At 61.8% G+C, this 24,295-nt stretch carries 18 protein-coding genes; 5 read left to right on the top strand and 13 right to left on the bottom strand.

From position 1 onward, the window contains the following. Positions 1 to 4,137 (bottom strand): DNA-directed RNA polymerase subunit beta, encoded by a 4,137-nt coding sequence (gene rpoB, locus Q1A53_RS16300; RefSeq protein ID WP_299968700.1) that lies wholly within the window; start codon positions 4,135 to 4,137, stop codon positions 1 to 3. A gap of 653 nt (positions 4,138 to 4,790) precedes the next feature. On the opposite strand from rpoB, the gene Q1A53_RS16295 reads away from it, so the two are divergent. Next, positions 4,791 to 5,237 (top strand): hypothetical protein, encoded by a 447-nt coding sequence (locus Q1A53_RS16295; RefSeq protein WP_299968699.1) that lies wholly within the window; start codon positions 4,791 to 4,793, stop codon positions 5,235 to 5,237. A 627-nt stretch (positions 5,238 to 5,864) separates the two neighbouring features. Here Q1A53_RS16295 and rplL read toward each other — a convergent pair. The 11 genes from rplL to Q1A53_RS16240 form a co-directional block, all read right to left on the bottom strand. Then, the gene (gene rplL, locus Q1A53_RS16290) at positions 5,865 to 6,239 is read right to left on the bottom strand and encodes a 50S ribosomal protein L7/L12 (RefSeq protein ID WP_299968698.1); all 375 of its coding nucleotides are present in this window, start codon (positions 6,237 to 6,239) and stop codon (positions 5,865 to 5,867) included. 74 nt (positions 6,240 to 6,313) lie between these two features. Beyond that, the gene (rplJ, locus tag Q1A53_RS16285) at positions 6,314 to 6,829 is read right to left on the bottom strand and encodes a 50S ribosomal protein L10 (protein ID WP_299968697.1); all 516 of its coding nucleotides are present in this window, start codon (positions 6,827 to 6,829) and stop codon (positions 6,314 to 6,316) included. Positions 6,830 to 7,214: 385 nt separating this feature from the next. Then, positions 7,215 to 7,748 carry an ImmA/IrrE family metallo-endopeptidase gene (locus tag Q1A53_RS16280; RefSeq protein ID WP_299968696.1) on the bottom strand — a complete coding sequence of 178 codons (534 nt, stop codon included), beginning with the start codon at positions 7,746 to 7,748 and terminating at the stop codon, positions 7,215 to 7,217. Positions 7,749 to 7,963: 215 nt separating this feature from the next. Further along, entirely contained in the window at positions 7,964 to 8,662 is a 699-nt protein-coding gene (gene rplA / locus Q1A53_RS16275; RefSeq protein WP_299968695.1) for a 50S ribosomal protein L1, read from the bottom strand. Position 8,663: 1 nt separating this feature from the next. After that, a complete protein-coding gene (gene rplK, locus Q1A53_RS16270; protein WP_299968694.1) occupies positions 8,664 to 9,089 on the bottom strand; it encodes a 50S ribosomal protein L11 in 426 nt (141 codons plus the stop codon). 130 nt (positions 9,090 to 9,219) lie between these two features. Further along, on the bottom strand, positions 9,220 to 9,753 hold the full coding sequence (nusG, locus tag Q1A53_RS16265) for a transcription termination/antitermination protein NusG (RefSeq protein WP_299968693.1): 534 nt from the start codon (positions 9,751 to 9,753) through the stop codon (positions 9,220 to 9,222). A gap of 210 nt (positions 9,754 to 9,963) precedes the next feature. After that, complete coding sequence (secE, locus tag Q1A53_RS16260) at positions 9,964 to 10,161, bottom strand: preprotein translocase subunit SecE (RefSeq protein WP_299968692.1); 198 nt, start codon at positions 10,159 to 10,161, stop codon at positions 9,964 to 9,966. A gap of 180 nt (positions 10,162 to 10,341) precedes the next feature. Beyond that, positions 10,342 to 11,088, bottom strand: coding sequence for a class I SAM-dependent methyltransferase (locus Q1A53_RS16255; RefSeq protein ID WP_299968691.1), 747 nt, complete (start codon positions 11,086 to 11,088; stop codon positions 10,342 to 10,344). 112 nt (positions 11,089 to 11,200) lie between these two features. Then, positions 11,201 to 12,034, bottom strand: a complete 834-nt coding sequence (locus Q1A53_RS16250) for an NAD(P)-dependent oxidoreductase (RefSeq protein ID WP_299968690.1) — start codon at positions 12,032 to 12,034, stop codon at positions 11,201 to 11,203. Between the two features lie 373 nt (positions 12,035 to 12,407). After that, a complete protein-coding gene (locus Q1A53_RS16245; protein ID WP_299968689.1) occupies positions 12,408 to 14,162 on the bottom strand; it encodes a flavodoxin domain-containing protein in 1,755 nt (584 codons plus the stop codon). Between the two features lie 18 nt (positions 14,163 to 14,180). Next, positions 14,181 to 15,926 (bottom strand): NirA family protein, encoded by a 1,746-nt coding sequence (locus Q1A53_RS16240; RefSeq protein ID WP_299968688.1) that lies wholly within the window; start codon positions 15,924 to 15,926, stop codon positions 14,181 to 14,183. A 643-nt stretch (positions 15,927 to 16,569) separates the two neighbouring features. On the opposite strand from Q1A53_RS16240, the gene Q1A53_RS16235 reads away from it, so the two are divergent. The 4 genes from Q1A53_RS16235 to Q1A53_RS16220 all read left to right on the top strand — a co-directional run bounded on the left by Q1A53_RS16235 (position 16,570) and on the right by Q1A53_RS16220 (position 22,585). Beyond that, complete coding sequence (locus Q1A53_RS16235) at positions 16,570 to 17,406, top strand: formate/nitrite transporter family protein (protein ID WP_299968687.1); 837 nt, start codon at positions 16,570 to 16,572, stop codon at positions 17,404 to 17,406. A 92-nt stretch (positions 17,407 to 17,498) separates the two neighbouring features. Next, positions 17,499 to 19,229 (top strand): bifunctional protein-serine/threonine kinase/phosphatase, encoded by a 1,731-nt coding sequence (locus tag Q1A53_RS16230; protein WP_299968686.1) that lies wholly within the window; start codon positions 17,499 to 17,501, stop codon positions 19,227 to 19,229. A gap of 252 nt (positions 19,230 to 19,481) precedes the next feature. Continuing rightward, positions 19,482 to 20,486, top strand: a complete 1,005-nt coding sequence (locus Q1A53_RS16225; RefSeq protein WP_299968685.1) for a TAXI family TRAP transporter solute-binding subunit — start codon at positions 19,482 to 19,484, stop codon at positions 20,484 to 20,486. 74 nt (positions 20,487 to 20,560) lie between these two features. After that, a complete protein-coding gene (locus Q1A53_RS16220; protein ID WP_299968684.1) occupies positions 20,561 to 22,585 on the top strand; it encodes a TRAP transporter permease in 2,025 nt (674 codons plus the stop codon). 179 nt (positions 22,586 to 22,764) lie between these two features. Here the strand turns inward: Q1A53_RS16220 and Q1A53_RS16215 are convergent, their stop codons facing one another. After that, positions 22,765 to 24,270, bottom strand: coding sequence for an aldehyde dehydrogenase (NADP(+)) (locus tag Q1A53_RS16215; RefSeq protein WP_299968683.1), 1,506 nt, complete (start codon positions 24,268 to 24,270; stop codon positions 22,765 to 22,767). Positions 24,271 to 24,295: the final 25 nt, after the last annotated feature.

The following is a 24,295-nucleotide window of genomic DNA, read 5'->3' as shown; positions in this document are numbered from 1 at the left end:
TCACTCATCCTCCTCCGCATCGAGAAGCTCCATGTTGAGGCCGAGGCCGCGGACTTCTTTGACAAGCACGTTGAAGCTCTCTGGCACGCCGGCCTCGAAGTTGTCCTCACCTTTGACGATGCTTTCGTAGACTTTCGTCCGGCCCGCCACGTCGTCCGACTTCACGGTCAGCATCTCCTGCAGGGTGTAGGCGGCGCCGTAGGCTTCCAGCGCCCAGACCTCCATTTCCCCGAAGCGCTGACCACCGAACTGCGCCTTCCCGCCCAGCGGCTGCTGGGTGACGAGGGAGTAGGGCCCGGTCGAGCGTGCGTGGATCTTGTCGTCCACCAGGTGGTGCAGTTTCAGCAGGTACTTCACGCCCACGGTCACGGGCCGCGCGAATTGCTCACCCGTGCGCCCGTCGAAGAGGATCGACTGGCCGCTTTCCGAGAAACCAGCACGCACCAGAGCGTCGTTGACGTCGCCCTCTTTCGCACCATCAAAGACCGGCGTGGCAATCGGCACACCGCGCGTGACGTTGCTGGCCGCTTCGATCAGCGTCTCTTCGTCCATACCCGCGACGCCTTCGTCGTATACATCCTCGCCATAGGCGTGGTGCAGCGCGTCGCGCACAGGGGTCAGATCGCCCGACCGGCGATACTCCTGCAGCGCCTCATCCACATTGAGGCCCAGACCGCGCGCGGCCCAGCCCATATGTGTCTCCAGGATCTGGCCCACGTTCATGCGCGACGGCACGCCCAGCGGGTTGAGGCAGAAATCCACCGGGGTGCCATCCGCGAGGAACGGCATGTCCTCCATCGGCACCACCTTGGAGATCACGCCCTTGTTGCCGTGACGTCCAGCCATCTTGTCGCCCGGCTGCAGCTTGCGCTTCACCGCGACGAAGACCTTGACCATCTTCATCACGCCCGGGGGCAGATCGTCGCCACGACGGACTTTCTCGACCTTATCCTCGAACCGTGCATCCAAGGCCCGTTTCTGGATCTCGTATTGCTCGTTGAGCGCCTCGACGATCTGGGCATCCGCCTCTTCCTTGAGCGCCAACTGCCACCATTGACCGCGGCTGAGCGTGCCCAGCAGGTCTTCGGTAATCTCGGCGTTGGCAGAGACGCCGCGAGGCCCTTTGACAGCGACCTTGCCCAGGATCATGGACTTCAGCCGCGCGTAGATGTTGCGGTCGAGGATCGCCATCTCGTCGTCCCGGTCCCGGGCCAGACGTTCGACTTCCTCACGCTCGATCTGCAGCGCACGCTCGTCTTTTTCCACACCATGGCGGTTGAAGACACGCACTTCCACGACCGTGCCGAAATCGCCCGGCTTCACGCGCAGCGAGGTATCCCGCACGTCCGAGGCTTTCTCACCGAAGATGGCGCGGAGCAATTTCTCCTCCGGCGTCATCGGGCTCTCGCCCTTGGGAGTGATCTTGCCCACGAGGATATCGCCCGGCTCGACGTCCGCGCCGATGTAGACGATGCCCGCTTCATCGAGGTTGCGCAGGGCTTCCTCGCCGACGTTGGGGATGTCGCGGGTGATCTCTTCTGGCCCAAGCTTGGTGTCACGGGCGGCGACCTCGAATTCCTCGATATGGATCGAGGTAAAGACGTCATCGCGCGCGATCCGCTCGGAGATCAGGATCGAGTCCTCGTAGTTGTAGCCATTCCACGGCATGAAGGCGACGACGACGTTCTTGCCGAGCGCCAGTTCCCCCATATCCGTGGACGGGCCATCGGCAACCACCTGACCCTTTTGAACCGTGTCACCCACCTTCACCAGCGGACGCTGGTTGATGCAGGTGTTCTGGTTCGACCGCTGGAATTTGCGCATGCGGTAGATGTCCACACCCGCGTCGCCCAGCTCCAGATCTTCGGTGGCGCGGATCACGATCCGGCTGGCATCGACCTGGTCGATGATGCCCGCGCGACGCGCCATGATGGCCGCTCCGGAATCGCGTGCCACGACTTCCTCGATCCCGGTGCCGACAAGCGGCGCCTCGGCCTGCAAGAGTGGCACGGCCTGACGTTGCATGTTGGAGCCCATGAGGGCACGGTTGGCGTCGTCATTCTCCAGAAACGGAATGAGCGAGGCCGCGACCGAGACCAGCTGCTTCGGCGACACGTCGATGAGATCGACGCTATCGCTGGGCGCCAGCGTATATTCACCCGATTGCCGCGTGTTGACGAACTCGTTGACCAGCTGGCCGCTCTCGTCAATCGCCGCATTGGCCTGAGCCACGGTGTGCCGCTGCTCTTCGGTCGCGGACATGTACTGCACTTCGTCCGTGACCTTGCCGTCCTCGACCTTGCGGTAAGGCGTTTCGATAAAGCCGTATTTGTTCACCCGCGCAAAGGTCGCCAGAGAGTTGATCAGCCCGATGTTAGGGCCTTCCGGCGTCTCGATGGGGCACATGCGACCGTAGTGCGTGGCGTGGACGTCGCGCACCTCGAAACCCGCACGTTCCCGCGTCAGACCGCCCGGCCCAAGCGCCGAGAGGCGGCGTTTATGCGTGACTTCCGACAGCGGGTTGGTCTGGTCCATGAACTGCGACAGCTGCGAGGAGCCGAAGAATTCGCGCACCGCAGCCGCGGCCGGTTTCGCATTGATCAGATCCTGCGGCATCACCGTGTCGATCTCGACCGACGACATGCGTTCCTTGATCGCGCGCTCCATCCGCAGCAGCCCCACGCGGTACTGGTTCTCCATCAGCTCGCCGACAGACCGCACCCGGCGGTTGCCCAGGTGGTCAATGTCGTCGATGTCGCCGCGCCCGTCGCGCAGATCCACCAGCGCCTTGATGCAGGCCACGATGTCTTCGCGGCGCAGGGTCCGCTGCGTGTCTTCGGCATCAAGTGCTAGACGCATGTTCATCTTCACGCGGCCCACGGCGGACAGGTCATAGCGCTCGCTGTCAAAGAACAGCGTGTCAAAGAGCGCCGAGGCGGCCTCCACGGTGGGCGGCTCGCCCGGGCGCATCACGCGGTAGATGTCCATGAGCGCGGTGTCGCGGTTCATGTTCTTGTCCTGCGCCATGGTGTTACGCATGTAGGGGCCGACGTTGACGTTATCGATGTCCAGCACGGGGATCTCGGTGATCCCGGCGTCGATCAGCTCCTTCGCGGTGCCGCCGATCAGGGTGCCGTCCTTGTCGTACTCCAGCGTCAGCTCATCGCCCGCCTCGACGTAGATCGCGCCGTTCTCTTCGTTGATGATGTCCTTGGCGACGAACTTGCCCGCAATATGATCATAGGGCAGCAGCAGTTCGGTCACCGTGCCTTCGTCGATCAGCTTCTTGACCGCGCGGGGCGTGACCTTCTTGCCTTGCTCGAACAGCACTTCGCCCGAACCCGCATCAACCAGATCATAGGTCGGACGGGTGCCGCGCACCCGGTCCGGGAAGAAGGGCGCAACCCAGCCCTTGTTCTTCTCCAGCTTGTAGGTGACCGTATTGTAGTACGCGTCCATGATCGCTTCCTGGTCGAGACCAAGCGAATAAAGCAGCGTTGTCACCGGCAATTTGCGGCGACGGTCGATGCGTGCGTAGACGATATCCTTGGCGTCGAACTCGAAGTCCAGCCAGGACCCGCGATAAGGGATGATCCGGCAGGCGAACAGCAGCTTGCCCGAGCTGTGCGTCTTGCCCTTGTCGTGATCAAAGAACACGCCGGGCGAGCGGTGCATCTGGCTCACGATCACCCGCTCTGTTCCGTTCACGACAAAGGTGCCGTTGGGCGTCATCAACGGCATGTCGCCCATGAAGACGTCCTGCTCCTTGATGTCCTTGACGGACTTCGCGCCGGTGTCTTCGTCCACATCGAACACGATCAGCCGCAGCGTCACCTTGAGCGGCGCGCTGTAGGTCATGTCACGCTGCTGACACTCCTCGACGTCGTATTTGGGCTTCTCCAGCTCGTACTTGACGTACTCCAGCACGGAGGTTTCGTTGAAATCCTTGATCGGGAAAACCGACTGGAACACACCGGTGATCCCCTCGCCGTCCGTGGGGACGTCGGCATCGCCGGAGTTCAGGAAAAGGTCATACGAGGATTTCTGTACCTCGATTAGGTTCGGCATCTCCAGCACTTCGCGGATTTTGCCGTAGTATTTGCGTAGACGTTTCTGGCCGAGGAACGTATTTGCCATGCGAAGTCGCACTCCATATCTTTGTCTGTTCACGCAGCGGGAGGGCGGCCCGTCGCGAACGCTCAAAGATCGAAAAGAAGATCTATCCCTGCGTACTTGCCCGAAAGCACGCGCCCGATCGTAATCTCTCCGGAAAAAGCCGCTCTTTTGAGGTCAGGGGCGGCTTTTTGCGAAAGATATCAGAGGTATGTGAGTATGGGTGCTCCTGCCTGTGTCTAAGACGCAAAAAGCCGGTCGCGAATCATCGCTACCAGCGGAAGTCTCCACATAGGCGGTGCTTAACAAAAGCACAACAGGGCGGGCGGAGAAAAGTTAGAAACGCTCTAACGACCTTCAGTTATCTACCAACCTTGGCCGCATTAGTCATCACCAAGGTTCGGAACGATCCTTGTCTGATGCCATCTACGATGTGTCCGTTGTTCTTGCCGCCAACAGTCTGGGCGCAACGCATTCTACGAAATTGACTTTTTCTCTAGGTTGGCGCGCTGAAGCCTGACAAAACGTGCCAGCGACTTTCGCAAAAGACGCCCCAACGGCTGGCGGCGGGTCACAAAATTCAATAGCGCGCGAGGCGGGCAGAACATCAGATGAGAGTCTCATATCCCAATACTAGGCATCCCGGCATCGGTGACGTCATGCCAAACGTGGCAGGTATGTCATTTGTCGTGGTGATCACCGACGCCTACTGCAAGGATAGGCGGCTCCGGTCGATTCAAGATCTTAAGCGATTCACCGGATTGGAAGACTTAGCTCAACTCAAGAAAGAGATCTGCCTGATCGAGGGCAAAAAAATGCTACCCGCGGCGCTCGCTAAGGAGTTGATGGCTACCGCTGCAACAGTCGATGTCGTGCACGACGACTACGGCGTCATCGATCACTTCACTTTTGACAACCGCTATCTCTCAGAGGAATTGCTGGGCCGCTTCGAATGTCCAGTTGGTGCCTTTACTATCTATGCCCCTGAGCAGGACTGGATTGTTCACACGCGCGATGACGAGGCATGGATGTATTGCCTGTTACCGGAAGCGATGGCGCAGTATCTTGTAGACGTCGACCCCGATGTCGCAGAGATTGTCAGTGGGTCTTTCCCCTACAACTAATTTCTCAGTCTTCTCTAAAAGGACCAAGCCTATCCAAATACTCTTCGGTGCAAGTTTAAAGAAACGCGTCAATGTGCTCTTGCAGTCGGACAAACCAAGCTGTCCAACATTACTAAGCGGAACTCATTGGTCATATCTTGGAAATCGCAAAGAGCTATCCTCTCCCCCGTTGCAACACGTGATCCCGAAACGCGCATGACAAGCGTGCCGAGGGATCGCCTCCGTCAGGTGATGGAATTTCCGTCGCATTCGATCTGGACACATGCCGGATCGGTTCCATCGGCATTCGGGCGGCCGCCCACCCTGGTCTTTCCCCTTCCCTTAGACAGTCCTCAGCCTGCCTCCCACAAGGAGCCGTGGGCCGAAGCCATTTGCTGACCTATCGCTTGTCGCAAGTATCCAGAGCATCCTTTCTGGGCGGTGCGCATCCGCAGGGGTGGGCATGGGATGCGCCAGCCGTCTTGCTTGGCACGCCTACGGCGTGACGGGGGGGGGGCGAACGCGGGCCTGCCGCTGGAACTATAAGCAGAGGTAAAGCTTATTCGCTGCTATAGAAAGACGGCCAGCGATAGCACGAAAAAGGCGCCCCGTTTCCGGAGCGCCTTTCTGTTCGTAAAAGCGTGTTGCTTAGGCCAGTTCGACCTCGGCGCCGGCTGCTTCCAGCTTGGCTTTGACTTCTTCGGCTTCGGCTTTGTCGACGCCTTCCTTGATCTTGCCACCGGCTTCGACCAGGTCTTTGGCTTCTTTCAGGCCCAGGCCGGTGATGCCGCGGACTTCCTTGATCACGTTGATCTTGGAGGCGCCCGCGTTTTTCAGGACAACGTCGAATTCCGACTTCTCTTCCTCAGCGGCGCCAGCGCCGTCCGCAGGACCCGCCATCATCACAGCGCCGCCAGCGGCGGGCTCGATGCCGTATTCGTCCTTGAGGATTGTTTTCAGTTCTTGTGCTTCCAGCAGGGTCAGACCAACGATCTCTTCTGCCAGTTTTTTCAGATCAGCCATGTTTTAGCTCTTTCCGTTTACAGTATGTGTGTTCCAACGTCGTGCGCAGGGCCCGACGCCGATGTGACGTTGCTTCAAGCGGCCGCCTTGTCCTCGATGGTGGACAAGATGGAGGCGATGTTGCTTGCAGGTGCGCCAATGGCCCCGGCGATGTTCGATGCTGGTGCGCCCAACATGCCCGCGATGGTGGAGATAAGCTCCTCGCGCGATGGCATTTTGGACACGGCTTCGACACCGGCGACGTCCAACGCGTTCTCACCCATGGCACCGCCGAGAATGACGAACTTGTCATTCCCCTTGGCGAAGTCCTGAGCAACCTTGGCCGCAGCCACGGGATCCTCAGAATAGGTCAGAACGGTCATACCCGTGAGGAGCCCAGCGATGCTTGCGCATGGCTTCCCCTCAAGGGCGATCTTGGCGAGCCTGTTCTTGGCAACACGCACAGACCCGCCCGCTTCGCGTGCTTTGGCGCGCAGGTCCTGCATTTCAGCAACTGTCAGACCGGCGTAGTGGCTGACCACGACGACGCCAGAGCTTTCAAAGATCTGGCCGAGTTCATCGACCAGCTGTTCTTTTTGTGCTCTATCCACAGTTTTCTCCAGGTCATGGGGCTTTGGGGGCCCCGGCTCAGTTTACACCGGATCGCTCCGGCAGTTTTGGTCCTCGAAATGAGCGGGCCAGAACCGCCAGAGGCTCTACGATTGAGCATCTGGAGAGACATTCCTGTTCCCGTCTCAGGCAGGAATTACAGTGCAAGCACAACCCACCGTCTTGGACGAAGTGAACCGTTACAGGACGAATCCCACGCTGGTTCAATGCAGGTATATAGTTGCTCAGCGCCCGATTGCCAAGGGGGGGGGCCGACTTGGACCGGGTAGGGCACAAATGCACCACGCGACCGCCTTATGGGATATAGAAGTCACCCCAGTTTACTCAACGCAAGCACCGACCACCCTTACGGGCGAACGGGCTCGATCACGAACAGTCGCCGAGTTCGAGACTCTGTGCCCGCAAGTAAGCAATTTTAGTGGGAACATCGAAACGCTCTGCAACAGCTTGCGAACTTCCTTGTTGCCATGTTTCGACAAACTCCTGGCTCGGCATCAAAAACGCCAGACTGAATACTTGTGCTTCATCGAGTGCGTCACTCCTGTCGGGCTTGTATAAGGCTTGTATGCCACAGCCTTGGTGCTCTTCACGCGTGTTTTCAACATGCAAAGCCCAATGGCCCAACGCTGTTGTTACAGTCACGCGATCGTCTTTTTTGCGCGCTGCGTGCGGCAACCAAATCACCGGTCGCTTTTCAAGTGGAACTTCCAGTAGTATCTCGTTCGGGCGACGGGAATACTCGATATCTACCCCGGCTTTTTTGCAGACTGCATCCAACGGCGCCCCAATTTGAAACCCCCAATCACGCGCCCTCTGGTTTGCGACAACTTCGATTTCCTGACGCTGTTTACGCGTCGCCTTTGGTTCAACGTACGGATAGGGAGCGCGCTTTGCCGGCATCAGACGAACCTTCTTCCATTGGTGCGACCTGCGTTTAGCGGCAAAGGGTTACCAATCCTGAAACGTCCGCTGCCGTCGTAAAGGCTCGGAGTGATATTAAGACAGTCAGTTGGAATGAAGCCAACCGGCGCTGGCGATGGAGAGCACATCGCAAAACAAGCAAAAAGGGCGCTGACCACGCAGCGCCCTCCTTAAAAATCCAAGAGAAGGTTGGACTACTCGGTGACCGCGTTATCCACCGACACGCTCACGCCCGGGCCCATGGTGGAGCTCAGCGCGATTTTCTTCATGTAGGTGCCTTTCGACCCGCTCGGCTTGGCCTTGGACACCGCACCGACGAAGGCGCGGATGTTTTCGACCAGTTTGGCCTCGTCAAAGGACAGCTTGCCGACGCCTGCGTGCACGACACCGCCCTTTTCCGCCTTGAACTGGACCTCACCGCCCTTGGCAGCCTTGACGGCGGCCTCGACGTCCATGGTCACCGTGCCCACCTTGGGGTTCGGCATCAGGTTACGAGGGCCGAGCACCTTGCCCAGACGGCCCACGATTGGCATCATGTCGGGCGTGGCGATGCAGCGGTCGAATTCGATTTTGCCCGACTGCACGGTTTCCATCAGATCCTCGGCGCCAACGATGTCCGCACCGGCCTTTTCGGCCTCTTCGGCCTTGGGACCACGGGCAAAGACCGCAACGCGCACGGTCTTGCCGGTGCCGTTGGGCAGGCCGACAACGCCGCGCACCATCTGGTCCGCGTGCCGCGGGTCAACGCCCAAGTTCATGGCGATCTCGATGGTCTCGTCGAATTTGACGCCCGAGTTCGCCTTGATCAGCGACACGGCCTCTTCAACGGTCACATTCTCTTTGCCAGCAAAGGCTTCACGTGCCGCGCGGGCTCTTTTTCCAAGCTTTGCCATCTTACTTCACCTCAATGCCCATGGAGCGGGCGGAGCCCAGGATGATCTTCATCGCCGCCTCGACGGAATTGGCGTTGAGATCCTTCATCTTCGCTTCGGCGATCTCGCGCACCTGCTTGGTGGTCACGTGACCGACCACTTCGCGCGACGGCGTCTTGGCACCGGACTTCAGCTTGGCGGCCTTTTTCAGGTAGTAAGACGCAGGCGGCGTCTTGATGTCCATGGTAAAGGACTTGTCCTGATAATAAGTGATCACGGTCGGGCAAGGGGCGCCTTGCTCCATGTCTGCCGTCTTGGCGTTGAACGCCTTGCAGAATTCCATGATGTTGATACCGCGCTGACCGAGCGCCGGCCCCACGGGGGGGGACGGGTTCGCCTGGCCCGCAGGCACCTGCAGCTTCATGCTGCCAACGAGTTTCTTGGCCATTGGCCTTCTCCTTTTCCAACCCCTTTCCGGCGCGCCGGATCAGGTTTATCCGCAGCCTCTTCAAGGCCGCTCTTGTTGTCGTGGTCCGGTCCGGATGCCGCGGCACCCTCGCCTCCCACGCCTTTGCACGTCAGGTCTGTTTATTGACCTGCGTGAATTCCAGCTCGACCGGGGTTTCCCGGCCAAAGATCGACACAGACACCTTCAGGCGCTGGTTGTCGTCGTCCACTTCCTCGATCATGCCGTCGAAATCCTCGAACGGACCGTCGGCGACCTTGACCTTCTCGCCCACTTCAAAGTGGATCAGCGTGCGCGGCGCTTCTTCACCTTCCTGAACCCGGTTCAGAATCGCGTTCACCTCGGCGTCGCGCATCGGCATCGGGCGACCCTGCGGGCCCAGAAAACCGGTGACGCGGTTGATCGAGTTGATCAGGTGATAGCCCTTGTCCGACATCTCCATATGCACCAGCACGTAGCCGGGCATGAAACGGCGCTCGGCCGTTACCTTTTTGCCGCGCCGGACCTCGATCACCTCTTCGGTGGGGACCAGCACCTCGTCGATCTGGTCTTCGAGCCCCTGTTCTTCCACGGAGGTGCGGATTTGCTCTGCGATCTTCTTTTCGAAGTTCGACAGGACACTGACCGAATACCACCGTTTTGCCATTGATCCTCGATCCTCGTCCTGTGTCACATTTCGCGCATCACGGCGCCGAAAGACTATTATTCGTCAAGTGTTTAGCCGTCAGACCCTGGACAAAAAACGGCGCGCAACGCGAATCGCCGCACGCCCTGTCGTGGATCAGGGTTGCCGAATACTCCGCAAGCGCCAAGGTTTCAAGGGGCCTGACGGATTTTCCGGCAGCCTCAGCCCGCGCTAGCCAAAGAGGCTCAGCACGTTCTGCAGACCCCATCTGATGATGATGTCCACCGTCGCAAAGAACACCGCCGTCAGCGCCGCCATGATAAAGACCATGACGGTGGTTAGCATGACCTCGCGCCGGGTGGGCCAAACGACCTTGGCTACTTCCGCACGGACCTGCTGAATGAACTGAAGGGGATTGGTCGTGGCCATGACGTGGGTTCCTCACTCGCGAATGTCAGGCACATAACGGTCGCGCCGCCCGATTACAAGCCTGCCGAGGCCCGCGTCGCGACCATCCAGTGTCGCGCCCGGCCGCGACAAACCGTCCTCAGGCATCGGTGATCTGCGCCTTGTCTGACACCTGCGGTCAGAGGCGAACCGGCGACAGGATCACGCATCGGAGGTCCATTTCCCGACGTAGTCCGTCTGATAGGTCCCCGAACCACCTGCCCGGCCCACAAGCGGCTTTCGAACGGCATATGTCAGGATAATCGGCGAGTGTTTCGGCAGCTTGCCTTTTATCCTGGGCCGCTTGCCCGTCACATTGGGGTTTGTCGTCCGCGCGACCCAATCCGCGAAGTTCGGCAGAAGTGGCTGGAGGGAGAGCTCCAAAACCGCGTACCCCATCGCCTTTTCCCAATGACCGTAGACCATCTCCGGGCTGATCTGGTAAAAAGCGTGGTTGATCCAGTTGTTACAGGGTGAATGGCCGATCAGCACGCCCCCGGGTTTCAGCAACGCGTGAATGTTCCGGTAAGCTTTGGGCAGATCGAAGATGTGTTCGCAGGTGCCGCCGTCGTAGACCACGTCGAATTGCCCCCGGAGGGTATCGGGCACATCCTTTGTCAGATCCTGGATAATGGAGGCCCCTTCAAAGTCGGAGTAGTCCAAGGACTCGACCGGCGAAAAGCCCAGAACTTCGAAAAACCGCTCGCTATAGATGTCATCCGGGTTCCTGAGATCCTCTTCGCTGACGCCGGGCAAATAAGTTTCGAGGGCTTGCTGAAACAGCTTGGCAGCAGTTCCCTTTCGCGTCCCCACCCAACGTTGCCGACCCAGCATCACAAACCGTCCGCGAAGGTCGTTTTCCTTCACGACCTCAATCAAGCGGGTCAACAATGTATCGGGCAGTGCCATGGTCGTCCTCTACAAGTGGGGAACGGGCGTGATCGTGATCAAGGCTTCAGGCAAGCCCGACACCCTATCAAGCCACGCTGCGCTGGTCGATGCGCCCCCTCACAGGTCACTGCTATGTCGTGTCATCCGCCTTGAGGTTCAAATGCGCCACGCCGCTGTGGCCAAGTTCGACCGCCGCAAAAGGGCCGCCGTGGTGGGTGTTGCCGGGGTCTCGTGGGTCCAGCGGGCCATCCTGAGCGTATATCTCAGCCGCGAACGTCTCCGCGTTGTCCTTGGGATGGTACCCCAGATGCCGGGCCTTGGAATTGTCCACAGGCGCGCGGTCGTTGTTGGATACACCGTAGACAACACTGAAGCCGGTAATCGGCGTGCTGATCGCTCGTTCGACCAGGTGGATCAGGTCACCGTAAGACAGCCAGCTGCCAACGGCCCGGCTGTTTGACACCTGCGCGCAGGAGAGGATGCGCATGCAGACCGCTTCGATGCCGCGCTTGTCCCAGTAGAGGGAGGCGAGATCTTCAGCAAAGCACTTGGCCAGACCGTAGAACGTATCGGGCTTGTGGGGGGCATCAATGCCGATGCAGTCAGTCTTTTTGTGCATGCCGACCGCGTGAATGGACGAGGCATAGACAACTCGCCGCAGCTTGTTGCGGTAGGCGGCTTCCCAGACCGTGTAGGCGCCGTAGAAGTTCGGACCCCAAAGCTCCGCCATCGGTGCCTCGTCCCCGATGGCACCGAAATGCACCACCATATCGGCGCCCTCAAGCAAATCGACCATCGCGTCGAGATCCGTGATATCAGCTTTCACATAGGTCTCGTTCGGTGCGAGGTCCTCCACCCCCTCCGCAATATCGGACGAGACGAACACGTCACACATGCGAGACAGCGGTCCGCGCAAGTGCGATCCAAGCCGCCCCGCAGCGCCCGTCAGTACAAGTTTATTCATGAGGTCGTCCTTTGTTGTCGGTCATTGCGTCGGCGGTAGCATCCATCGCTGGGTTGGGTACCTCGGCAAAGGCCGACATGCAGGTTGCGAAGGATGGGATGGATCAGATGCACGATCACAAAGGTACGTAAAAGCGGTCATGAAACAACCCACCGCATTCCGGCACCGCTTCAAGATGCATGGACGGGACGGGCGGACGCACGTGCGGCCAGCGCAACACCGCCTCGGCTTGCGATCAACGGGTCGATGCGCAACTGCCATTTTGCGCCGGATCTCTGCAGTTCATGCAGCAGATCCACGAGCGGATGCGTGGCCGTACCGGCTTTGCCTCACTCCAGCGCGGGGGATAGCCGAGACGTTTGGGCCGGGCCGTTCAGTACACGTCGCGCTGATAGCGGTGCAGGGCCACGAGCTGATCCATGTAAGCCGCTGCCTCGTCTTCTGTCTTGCCGCCGTGGGCCACCACGATCTCGTGCAGCGCGCGATCCACGTCTGCGGCCATCCGGCTTGCGTCACCGCAGACATAGATCGCCGCACCCTGCTCCAGCCACGCGAATACCTCTGCCCCGTCGTTTTGCAGGAGCGTCTGAACATATACCTTCTCGACCGTGTCGCGCGACCACGCGAGACTCTTACGGGTCAGAAGCCCGCTCTCCTCCCAGCCCTCGATCTGCCCCCGGTAGAGATAATCGCAGTCCGCGTGCTGATCCCCGAAAAAGAGCCAGTTGCAGCCCTCGGCCCCCCGGGCCTCACGCTCTTCGAGAAAGGCGCGGAACGGCGCGATGCCTGTCCCGGGCCCGATCATGATCAGGGGCACCGCGTCGTCCTCGGGCAGATGGAAATGCGCGGATTTCTGGACATAGACCCCAATGGTGCCGCCCTCGGCCAGCCTGTCGCCCAGGTAGGTCGACGCCACGCCCTTGCGCGGGCTGCCCTGCAGATCATAGCGGACCTCACCCACGGTCAGATGCACCTCGCCCGGGTGCGCCTTGGGGCTGGAGGAAATCGAGTAGAGCCGCGGTTGCAACGCGCGCAACCCGTTCACCAGCGTCTGGGGGTCCAGCGTCACCTCGCCCGATGACAGAATGTCGATCACCTGTGCGTCCGGCTCCGTGGCCTCCAGCCCCCAGGCCTGCAGCGTTTTGGGAGTCACCGTGCTCAGATCCAGCCTGGTCAGCAACGCCGGGCGCAAGCGCACCGGGCCAAACTTCAACTCGACCGTTTCCTTGCCCGTAAATCCGCAGGCCGCGAGGATCGCCGCGACCTCATCGGCGCAGTTCAGCGGCCAGACGCCCAACGCATCCCCCACCGCATAGTCGAGATCCGCGCCTCCGCCCGCCAGCGAAAGCTCGATATGGTTCACACATTTGGCCGAAGCCTCCCCGCTGAGCCGATCTGCCGCCATCAGCGTCGCCATGAAGGGGTGGTTCTTGTCAAAACCGGGGGCTGCCGCGGCAGGCTCGGGCGCAGAGGCTGTGCCTGCGGCAGATTTGAAGGCCGCGCTTTCAAATGCGGCCTGTTTCCACAGGGCATAGTCATCCTCGAAATCCACGTCACAGGTCATCAGATCTGCCGCGCGCGTGGCACCCAGTTCGGCCAGCCGCGCATCAATGTCCCGCGCAGCCTTGTTGAACTCTGCATAGCTGGAATCGCCCAGTCCGCAGACGCTGTAGGTCAGGCTGGCGGGCAAGGTCGGCGCATCATCGGCCATCAGCGCTTTGTGGAACTTCGCGGCATTATCGGCGGGCTCGCCTTCTCCGAAAGTCGAGGCGATAATCAACACATGTGACAGCGCGGCCAAATCCGCCACCGTGATGTCATCGAGCGCGGAGACACTGGGTTCGAACCCTTGGGTCTTGGAATACTTGCGCAGGTCTTTGGACAGCGCCTCGGCGTTGCCGGACTGCGAACCATAGAGGACGGTGAGCGCCGTGCCCACCTGCGGCGCGGCCTCAGCGGCGGCAGAACTGGCGATCGCGTGCAGCCCGCTCAGCAGACCATTCAGCCAGTGGCGCTGCGCTTCGTCAAAAGGTGCGTCCTCGGCAATGAAACTCGCGGGTGCCGCACCATGGGTCTGACCAATCGCAGTGGCGAGATTTTCGAGGATGTTCGGATCTTGTACGGTCATTGAGGATCTCCGAGAGGGTCAGGCAGCCGTGGCGAATTCAGCCGGAACGAGCACGCTCAGCGCCTCATCCGGCAGACTGCGGACAAATTCCAGAAAGGTCTGATCGGACGCGCGCGCGTCAAGATAATGGCCGACCATATGCTCGACCACCGCGGTGACATCTGCCGCCGGAACCGGGCCGCAGAGCGGACGGGCGAGGCCCTGATCCTGATCGGAGCCGCCGCCGAGGACGATGTTATACCCCTCGCCCCCACCGGGCGCGGTGGTGCCCACCAGCCCGATGTCGCCGATATAGTGCTGCGCGCAGGAATTCGGGCAGCCCGTGAGGTGAATGTTTATCGGGCTGTCGAGCGTATAGCGCGCCTCAAGATGGCGCACGATCGCCAGCGCGTCCTGCTTTGTGTAGGCCAGCCCCAGCTTGCAGGCCCATTTGCCAGTGCAGGCCACGGCACCCGCGGCAAAGGCGGTCGCCCGCGTGGTCAGCCCGAGCGCGGCAATCTTGGCCTCCACGGTCTCCAGCCTGTCGTCCGGCACGCCAAGGATCAAGGGGTTTTGCCAAACGGTCAGACGCAGGTCATTGCTGCCGTGGCGTGCGGCGATCTGTCCAAGACCCTTAAGCTGATCTGATGACAGCCGGCCAAGCTCAAGGGCCACGCCCAGATAGTTCAGCCCCGCCTGTCGCTGGGGATGCGCGCCGATGTGACCTTGCCGATCAATGGGTGCCCGCGGCGCTTCGATCCCCGGCGGCAGGGCGCGCAGTTCGACACCCGTGCCGAAGCCCGCAAGCACCTCTGCCGTGCGCGCGCAGAACCAGTCAAACCCCTGCCGGTCGAGCAGATACTTGAGCCGCGCCTTGCCGCGGTTGGTCCGATCGCCGTGTTCCACAAAGACGCGCATCATCGCTTCGGCAACGTCGACGGCCTGCGCTGGCGTGCAGACGAGCCCCGTGTCGCGGGCGAAATCCTTGTGCCCGGTGATGCCACCCAGAGCGATCCGGCACCAGACGCCCGGCTCAAACCCCAGATCATTGGCCGGAACCGATACTGCCTGAAAGCAGATGTCATTGGTGTCCGAGACGCAGGACAGCCTCCCACCGCCGTCAAAGGAGATGTTGAACTTGCGGGGGATGCCTTGCAGTTCCTTGGTCCGCAGGATCCGCAGGCTGAGCCGTTTGGCCATGGGCCTCATGTCGATAAGCTCCGCCGGATCCACACCCGCGATCGGAGAGCAGGTCAGATTGCGCGCGGAATCCGCACCCGTGCCATGAGGGGTCAGCCCAACCTCCTGCAATCGCTCCACGATCGGGATGATGTTCCCGGGTTGGATCTCCCGCAGTTGCAGGCTGCCACGGGTCGTCACATGCGCGTACCCGCCCGCCAGCTCTTCGGCCACCTGGCCCAGAACTTCCGCCTGATCGCCGCGCAGCACATTGGCCGGGCAGCGCAAGCGCATCATGTAACCGGGGCTTGCGGGTTCCACGTTGAAGAACCCAAGGTGTCTCAGCAGGAACTGATCGAGCCCGGCAGCGAGATGCCCCGCGGCTTCCCACGCCTCGACCTGGCGCCACATGTCAACGGGGTGCATGTCCAGCTTGGCGATCTCTTCCTTGCACAGATCCTCAAGCGGCGTGCCGTAGACCGTCGGCGGCTCGGCTGCGGCGGCGGTTCCGGCTGGCTGCAACGCCTTGTGAAGGTTCAGCCCCGACAGAACGCTGATCAGATATTCCTGCTGTTCGCGATTAAAACCCGGGCCGGATCCGCTCATCTGACATCTCTCCTACAATTCACTGCCCGGGGCGACCGTCAGAGGGACGCGCGACAAGCGGTGGTGGTATGTTTGGATGACAGGCAGCGTCGCCCGCGATTTGGTCGGCATGCGTAGTGCCGCGCACGCTCATCGTTGAGCGCTGACTGCACTCAGAACGGGAGAATCGGCAAAAGTCAAACGCCGCCGCCCAAAGAATGCAGCCATGGGACAAAGAGCCTCGGGAGTGCCCGCTCTTTGAGCGATTGAGCGGACAAATGGTGCCATCGCGACCCGCTTGGCGGTGATATCGTGCCATCCCGCGGCTCTTCAAACCGGATTGTTCCGGCCATTCGACACCCGGACACCACGTGAGCCCACTCAACTGCCCAAATTTTACCCTTTGGCAGGGTGATGGGGCGGTTTATTCCATTCTGTCGATACAACCTGTGACTGTGGTGTTGACACACGCCGTCTGCCGGGCGTTGGCTGAGTCCACGTCATCGACGACGCGAGCCGTGATCCCATTTGGGGTGTGGATGAAAGTCATCCCGGCATGAAGAGCAGCAACGGCGCTGCACCGCTCTCAATCCCAATGCCTGATACGCCGTGCCGCCTCTCGGCTGCACCCAGCGGGCTGTTTCTTCCTCACGAAAGGCTTCCGATGTCTTATGTCACCCCAGCCGAGTTTTCGGCTCAAATGGTCGATGCCGGTGCGAAAAAAGCACTGATGTCCACCAAAGATACGCTCATCCGCTCCTACATGGCCGGTGCGATCCTCGCTCTGGCCGCTGCCTTTGCCGTCACCGTGGCGGTGAACACCGGCCACTTCATCATTGGCGCGCTGCTGTTTCCGGTCGGCTTCTGCACCCTGTACCTTCTGGGATACGATCTTCTGACGGGTGTCTTCACCCTTGTCCCGCTCGCCGTGATCGACAAACGCCCCGGCGTGGACATGAAAGCGCTCTGGCGCAACTGGGGGCTGGTCTTTGTCGGCAACTTTGCCGGTGCCATGACCACCGCCGTCTTCATCGCGATCACACTGACCATGGGCTTCACGCTGGAGCCGAATGCGGTAGGGCAGAAACTCATGGACATCGGACACTCCCGAACGGTGGGATACGCCGAGGCGGGGGGCGGCGGCATGCTGACCCTCTTTATCCGCGCGGTCATGTGCAACTGGATGGTGTCCACCGGTGTCGTGGCGGCGATGGTCTCCACCTCGGTGCCGGGCAAGGTCATCGCCATGTGGATGCCGATCCTGATCTTCTTCTACATGGGGTTCGAGCACTCGATCGTGAACATGTTCCTGTTTCCCATCGGGCTGCTGCTGGGGGCCGATTTCACCTGGGGCGATTATCTGATGTACAATGAGATCCCCACGGTCGTGGGCAATCTGGTCGGCGGGCTGACCTTTGTGGGCGCGATGCTCTACGCCACATACTACAAAACCAGCCCCTCCCGGCTGCCAAACGCCGACGCAGCCGTCCCCGGCGAGTAAACCCGGCTCAAAATCCTACAGCCGCGCGGGACGTATCTCGCGCGGCTGACTGACAGACCCCATCCACCACCCGGTCAAAGAGACGCGCCCCGATGCCCAAAGATGCCCGAGACACGGAAACGCTTGCCGTCAGCGTCGGCCGGTCGTCCTCCGCCGGGGTGAAGGCCGAAAATCAGGACGCGGTCGGTGCCGTCGTCCCCTCGGGCCAGGCGCTGCGTCTGAAGGGTGTCGCCTTGGCCGTTGCGGATGGGATCTCCACCAGTCCGCGCAGCCGCGAGGCCGCAGAGGCGACGATCAAGGGTTTTCTGAGCGACTATTACGACACCTCCGATACCTGGGAGGTCAAGACCGCCGCGCGTACCGTCATCTCCGCCACCAATGCCTGGCTGCACGGGATCAACCGCCGCGCGCTGCACGACAGCCCGGATCACGGGCACATCTGCACCCTCGCCGCGCTGATCCTCAAAGGACAGCGGGCACATCTGTTCCACGTGGGCGACAGCCGGATCTGGCGGATGCCCCGCGACGGCCCGCCCGAGCCTCTGACGCTGGACCACGTGACGCGCCTGTCGGGCACGAGCAGCCAACTCAGCCGGGCGATAGGGCTGGACCGCGATGTGGCCGTGGACTACCGGGCCCTGACCCTGCGGGCGGGCGATGTCTATCTGATGACCACCGATGGCGTGCACGATCACTGGGCGCCGGAGGACGTCGCGCAGATCCTCCAAAGCGCCGAAACGCTGGATCACGCCGCCGCCGAGATCGTGGCCCGTGCCCTCGCCGCAGGCAGTCGGGACAATCTGACCATCCAGATCGTGCGGGTGGATGCAGTGCCCGAAGGGGCCAGCGCGCCGGTTGAGCCGGACATGCCGCCAAAGATCCTGCCGCTGCCGGAACCGGGCGATACGCTAGACGGTTTTGACATCCTCCGACAGATCCACAGCAACAACCGCAGCCATATCTTTCTGGCGCGGGGACCGGGCGGCCAACGGGTCGCGCTCAAGATGCCAGCGACTGAGACCGCGTCCAGCCCGGCGTTGGTTCGGCTCTTTCAGATGGAGGAATGGATCGCCCGGCGGGTGAACTCGCCTCACGTCGTGGCCGCTGCCGACGCGCCGGAGGTGCGCTCCGGGCTTTATGTTGTGACCGAGTTCATCGAAGGCCAGACCCTCCGGCAATGGATGCGCGACAGGGACACTCCCCAAATCGAGGAGGTGCGCGATATCGCAACACAGATGATCCGCGGTCTGCGCGCACTTCATCGCCGCGACATGCTGCATCAGGATTTCCGGCCAGAGAACCTGATGATCGACAAAGCGGGGCACGTGAAGATCATCGACCTCGGGTCGGTCCGGGTGCTGGGCGTGGACGAAGCACACCAATCGCAGCCCGCGCCCATTCTGGGCACCGTGCAATATACCGCACCGGAGTACTTTGTCGGGGATCCCGCCGGTTCCTACTCCGATCAGTTCTCGCTGGGCGTGACGATCTACGAAATGCTGACGGGCAGGTTGCCCTTCGGGGCACAGGCGGCGCGGGTCAGCACCAGACGAGACCGGGCGCGGCTGACCTATGCGCCGGCCGTCGATGGTACGGGCAGCCTGCCATACTGGATTGATGATGTGCTGCGGCGCGCAACGCACCCGGACCACACCAAACGCTTCCCCGTCCTGTCAGAGCTTGAGACAGCACTCAGGGTCCCGCCCACGGGCAGCCGCCCGCTGGGCCAAAGGGCCTTGCTGGAGCGCCATCCCCTGCGATTTTGGCAGGCCACATCCGCCATTCTGGGCATCGCCGTTCTGGTCCTGATTGCCACCCGGTAAAAGCTGGCGCCTCATCGCCCACCCTCAAAACGCCCGCAACGGCGCAATATCGCTTGTAAACCGCGCCGATCAATAGGACGGTCGGGCGCAGTAGGGCGGATGGCGTGATCAGGCCGGGGCGTATCCTTGTGGGAAAGCATCACTGGAGCACTCTCGTCAACCGCCTGCCATGAGCGCCAAACCGCGCTTTCATCATCAAAGGTCCCGATCAGGAAGATGAAACGGGGACCATAACAACAAAGGGAGGATCGCATGATCTCTAAACTCAAAACGGCTGTGATCGGCGCCGCGGTGGCACTGGGCCTCGCGGGCGGGGCAGCGGCTCAGGACATCAAGTTCTTTACCATCGGGACGGGCGGTACAGCCTTTACCTACTACCCTGTCGGCGGTGTGATCGCGAATGCGATTTCCAAACCACCAGGATCGCGCGAATGCGGCGAAGGCGGCTCCTGCGGTGTGGAGGGGCTGATCGCCTCCGCCGTCTCGTCTCGGGGATCGGTCGACAATATCAACGCCATCCTGTCAGGCCTGAGAAACTCCGGCTTTGCACAGTCTGACGTCGCCTACTGGGCCTACACGGGCACCGGCACCCGCGAAGGCGAAGAGCCCGCGACCGACCTGCGCACCATCGCGGCGCTGTTCGAGGAACACATTCACCTCGTCGCACTCGCGGATAGCGGCATCAATTCGGTGGCCGATCTGGCAGGCAAGACCGTGTCGCTGGACGAGCCCGGCTCCGGCACCTTCGTTGACGCCAACCTGATCCTGGAGGCCAATGGCCTGAGCATCGACGATGTCTCCGCCGAAGCGCTGAAAGGCAACGCGGCAGCCGAAGCCCTGCGCAACGGCAAGATCGACGCGTTCTTTGCCGTGGCGGGCTACCCCACTGGCGCAGTCGTGGAGCTGGCGTCCGCCGCGGACATCAAACTGGTGCCCATTGACGGCGCGGGTGCGGATGCGCTGACCGACAAATTCGGCTTCTTTTCGCAGTCCGACATTCCGGCAGGGACCTATGAAGGTGTCGATGCGGTCTCGACCGTGTCGGTGGGCGCGCAGTGGTTCACCTCCGTGAACGAAGACGAAGAGCTGGTCTACCAGATCACCAAAGCGCTTTGGAACGACGAATCCCGCAAACTCCTGGACGTCGGTCACGCAAAAGGGCAGTCCATCACGCCGGAGACGGCGCTGAGCGGGCTCGGCGTGCCGCTGCACCCCGGCGCGGAACGGTTCTACCGCGAAGCCGGTCTGATCGAGTAACAGACATGCAGGGGGCTGGCAGATGCGCTGGCCCCCTGCCAATACAAACACTGACTTAAAACGGTGAGGGGCTGATGAGCGACCGGGAACTGAGCAAGGAAGAGCTCGCAGCCATTGAGAGAAAGTATGACGCCGAGTCTGCTTTCCGGCCCACCGGTCCGCGGATCGGGGCTGTCATCACCACCGCCCTCGTGGCCATGACTCTCTATCACGTGTACCAGGCCGGTTTCGGCACCGCGAACGAGCTCATGCGGTTCGGTGTGCACCTCTCTTTTGTGCTCGGCCTGACCTTTTTGCTGTTTTCCTGGCGCCGCAGTCCGAGCACCGACATGCCCCCGGACCGGTGGTACCGGTTCGACGGTGTGAGCCTTATCGACATCGTTTTTGCCATTCTGGCCGTGGCTGCGGCGATGTATCTGCCGCTGTTGCCGCTGGATGTGGCCGCCGCGCGCGCGGGCAACCCGAACGCCATGGACACCTTCATGGGCTCGGTTGTGCTGCTCTTCACACTGGAAGCCGCGCGCCGCTCCATCGGTCCGACCCTGCCCGCCATCGCGCTGATCTTCGTGCTCTATGCGATTTTCGGGCGCTACGCACCGGGCCCGCTCATCCATGCTGGCGTATCCTGGGAAGGGTTTGTCGACGGGATCTACGGCGCGCAGGGCATCTATGGTATCGCCATTGGCGCGATGGCCAAATACGTCTTTCTCTTCGTTGTCTTCGGGGTGCTGGCCACGCGCATCGGTCTGGGCGCGCTCTTCATCGACATGGCCACCGCACTGGCGGGGCGTTACTCCGGCGGTCCGGCCAAGGTCGCGATCTGCGCGTCGGCCTTCATGGGGTCGATCTCCGGCTCCTCCATCGCCAACACGGTGACCACCGGGTCACTGACGATCCCGGCGATGAAAAAGGTGGGCTACCCGCCGCATTTTTCGGGCGCCGTCGAGGCGACCGCCTCCACCGGCGGGCAGATCACGCCGCCGGTGATGGGGGCCGCGGCCTTCATCATGGTGGACTATCTGAACATCCCTCTGCGTGACATTCTCGCTGCAGCGCTTTTTCCTGCGCTGCTGCACTACTTCGGCATCTTCATCATGGTGCATCTGGAGGCGAAGAAGCTCGGCCTGCGCGGTCTGCGCACCGAAGAGCTGCCGCAGGTGGTGCTGGTGCTCAAGGAGCATTGGATGGCGATCATCCCGCTCTTCGTGCTGATCTATTCGATCTTCTCAGGGAGGACACCGGACTATGCGGGCGTTTACGCGATCATCGCCTGTATCGTCGTCGGTTTTCTGAAGCCAAACGACAGGCTGACGCCGCGGGCCCTGTGGGACGCACTCGCAACCGGCGCGCGCAACACCATCGCCATCGGGACCGCTGCGGCTTGCGTCGGCATCATCGTGGGCGTGATCACCCTGTCGGGCTCGGGCTTCCGGATCGGTGCGATCGTCATCACGACGGCGAATGATTTTGCCGCGGTGGTCTCCGCGCTGCCGGTGTTCAACGTCTTCGACCTGCAGCAATGGGCGCTGTTCTTCTCGCTCGTGCTGGTCGCCATTGCCTGCATCGTCATGGGGGCGGGCGTCCCAACCACGGCTACCTATATCATTTTGGTCTCGGTCACCGCCGGCGCGTTCCAGATGCTCGGTGTCGAGCCGCTGGTCGCGCATTTCTTCGTCTTTTACTACGGGGTTCTGGCGGACATCACACCGCCCGTGGCACTCGCCGCCTATGCCGCCGCCGGGATCGCGGGATCCAACCCGTTCAAGACCGGCAACACGGCGTTCCGTCTGGGGATCGCCAAGGCGCTGGTGCCTTTTGTCTTCGTCTATTCCCCCGCACTCCTGCTGGTGGCAGAGGGTTTCACCTGGACAGCCTTTGCAGTCACGCTGGCCGGTGCCATGATGGGGATCGCCACGCTGGGCGTTGCCTTCTCCGGGTACTTCATCGCACCTCTGGGCAAGCTGGAACGGTACTGGATCGCCCTCGTCTCACCGCTCTTCATCGCGCCGGGTGTGCTGACGCTGGTGGCGGGGATTGCGCTGCTTGCCCCGATCGTGCTGCTGCAGATCCGCGCGCGGTGGGCGCAAGCCGCGGCCTGAGACAGCCCGCCCCGCGCAAAGCACCCGCGCAACAGACACTGTTGCGCCGCGCCGTTCCGCCCCCGTCAAACCGGAGGTTTGCCTTTGGCAAAACGGGCGGCGCGAGTGCGCCACCCCTCGGAACGGCGCTTTAGCGTTACTGTCAGATGTCTCAGGTCGGGACCACACTTGCTGCCTCCTCAAAACCCTTCCGGCAAGAGCGCGTCCGGCAGGTTCTGGTAACACACTGGCCGCAGGAACCGGCGGATCGCGAGCGTTCCCACGGAGGTCGCGCCGAAGTTCGTGGACGCAGGGTATGGCCCGCCATGCACCATCGTATCTGCGACCTCGACACCGGTCGGAAAGCCGTTAACCAGAATGCGGCCTGCCTTCCGCTCGATCAGCGGCATCAGTGTTTTCGCGTGATCTGTATCCCCGGGCTCCATGTGCAGCGTCACCGTCAGCTGCCCCTCAATGGCGCGCGCGATCTCGGCCATCTGTTCGGGCGTCTCGGCCTCGACCACGATACCCATGGGGCCAAAGACCTCTTCCTGCAGATCATGGTTGCCGAGCCAGTCCGTCGCCGACACCCGGTAGAGCGCGGGGGTCGCCTTGCGCGCCTCTCCCGTGCCGCCGGCCAATTCGCTGACGCCCGAGCCGCCGGACACGCGGGCAAGACCCCGTTGGTAGGCGTCGGCAATCCCGTCAGTCAGCATGGTCTGGGGGCCTGCGTCTTTCAGCGCGGCCTCGGCTGCGGTGATGAAACTCTCCGCGCCAGGCAAGACGACAGCGATCCCCGGGTTGGTGCAGAACTGGCCCGCGCCCATGGTGAGCGATCCGGCCCAGCCCGCGCCGATGTCAGCGCCGCGTGTCGCTGCCGCTTCGGGCAACAGAAACATGGGATTGATGGAGCCCAGCTCGCCGAAGAAGGGAATAGGCGCGGGCCGCGCGGCACAGAGATCAAAGAGCGCACGGCCCCCGGCCAGCGAGCCGGTAAAGCCCACGGCGCGGATCAGGGGATGTTGTACCAGGGCTGCCCCGATCTCATGACCGTCGTCGTGGATGAAGCTGAACGTGCCCGCGGGCATGCCCGTCTTCTCCACTGCCGCATGGATCGCTTCCGCAATGATCTCACCCGTACCGGGATGCGCCGCGTGGGCCTTGACCACGACGGGGCACCCCGCCGCAAAGGCGGCGGCCGTGTCACCGCCCGCGGTCGAAAAGGCCAGCGGGAAGTTCGAGGCCCCGAAGACCGCAACGGGACCAATCGGTCGTTGGATCATCTTCAGATCCGGGCGCGGCAACGGCGCGCGGTCGGGCAGTGCGGAATCTTGACGGCGGTCGAGGTAGTCGCCCTTAAGTATGTGCTCGGCAAAGAGCCGCAGCTGCCCCGTCGTGCGCCCGCGTTCTCCCTGTAGCCTTGCCCCCGGCAGGCCAGTCTCCTGCGTGCCGATCTCGGTGATGGCCTCGCCGCGCGCCTCAATCTCATCGGCGATGACGTTGAGGAGTGCGGCCCGGGCCTCCGCCGTGCTCTGCCCAAGCGTGGCAAAAGCCGCCTCCGCCGCCTCGCAGGCCTCAGTGACCAACGCGGCCGTCCCGGTGCTGAAACTATGGGCCGAACCATGCGCAGGCGCGGAGATAAAGCTGCGGTCCGTCGCGACCCAGTGGCCCGCGATCAGGTTTTTACCGTGGGGAGTGAAGCTCATGTGTCAGATCCTGCTCGTTAATGTG

Origin of the sequence: uncultured Roseobacter sp. (assembly GCF_947496515.1) — a bacterium.
Taxonomy (GTDB): Bacteria; Pseudomonadota; Alphaproteobacteria; order Rhodobacterales; family Rhodobacteraceae; genus Roseobacter.
Note: the sequence above shows the minus strand (reverse complement) of the source record. Positions and strands in the feature narration are given on the sequence as shown.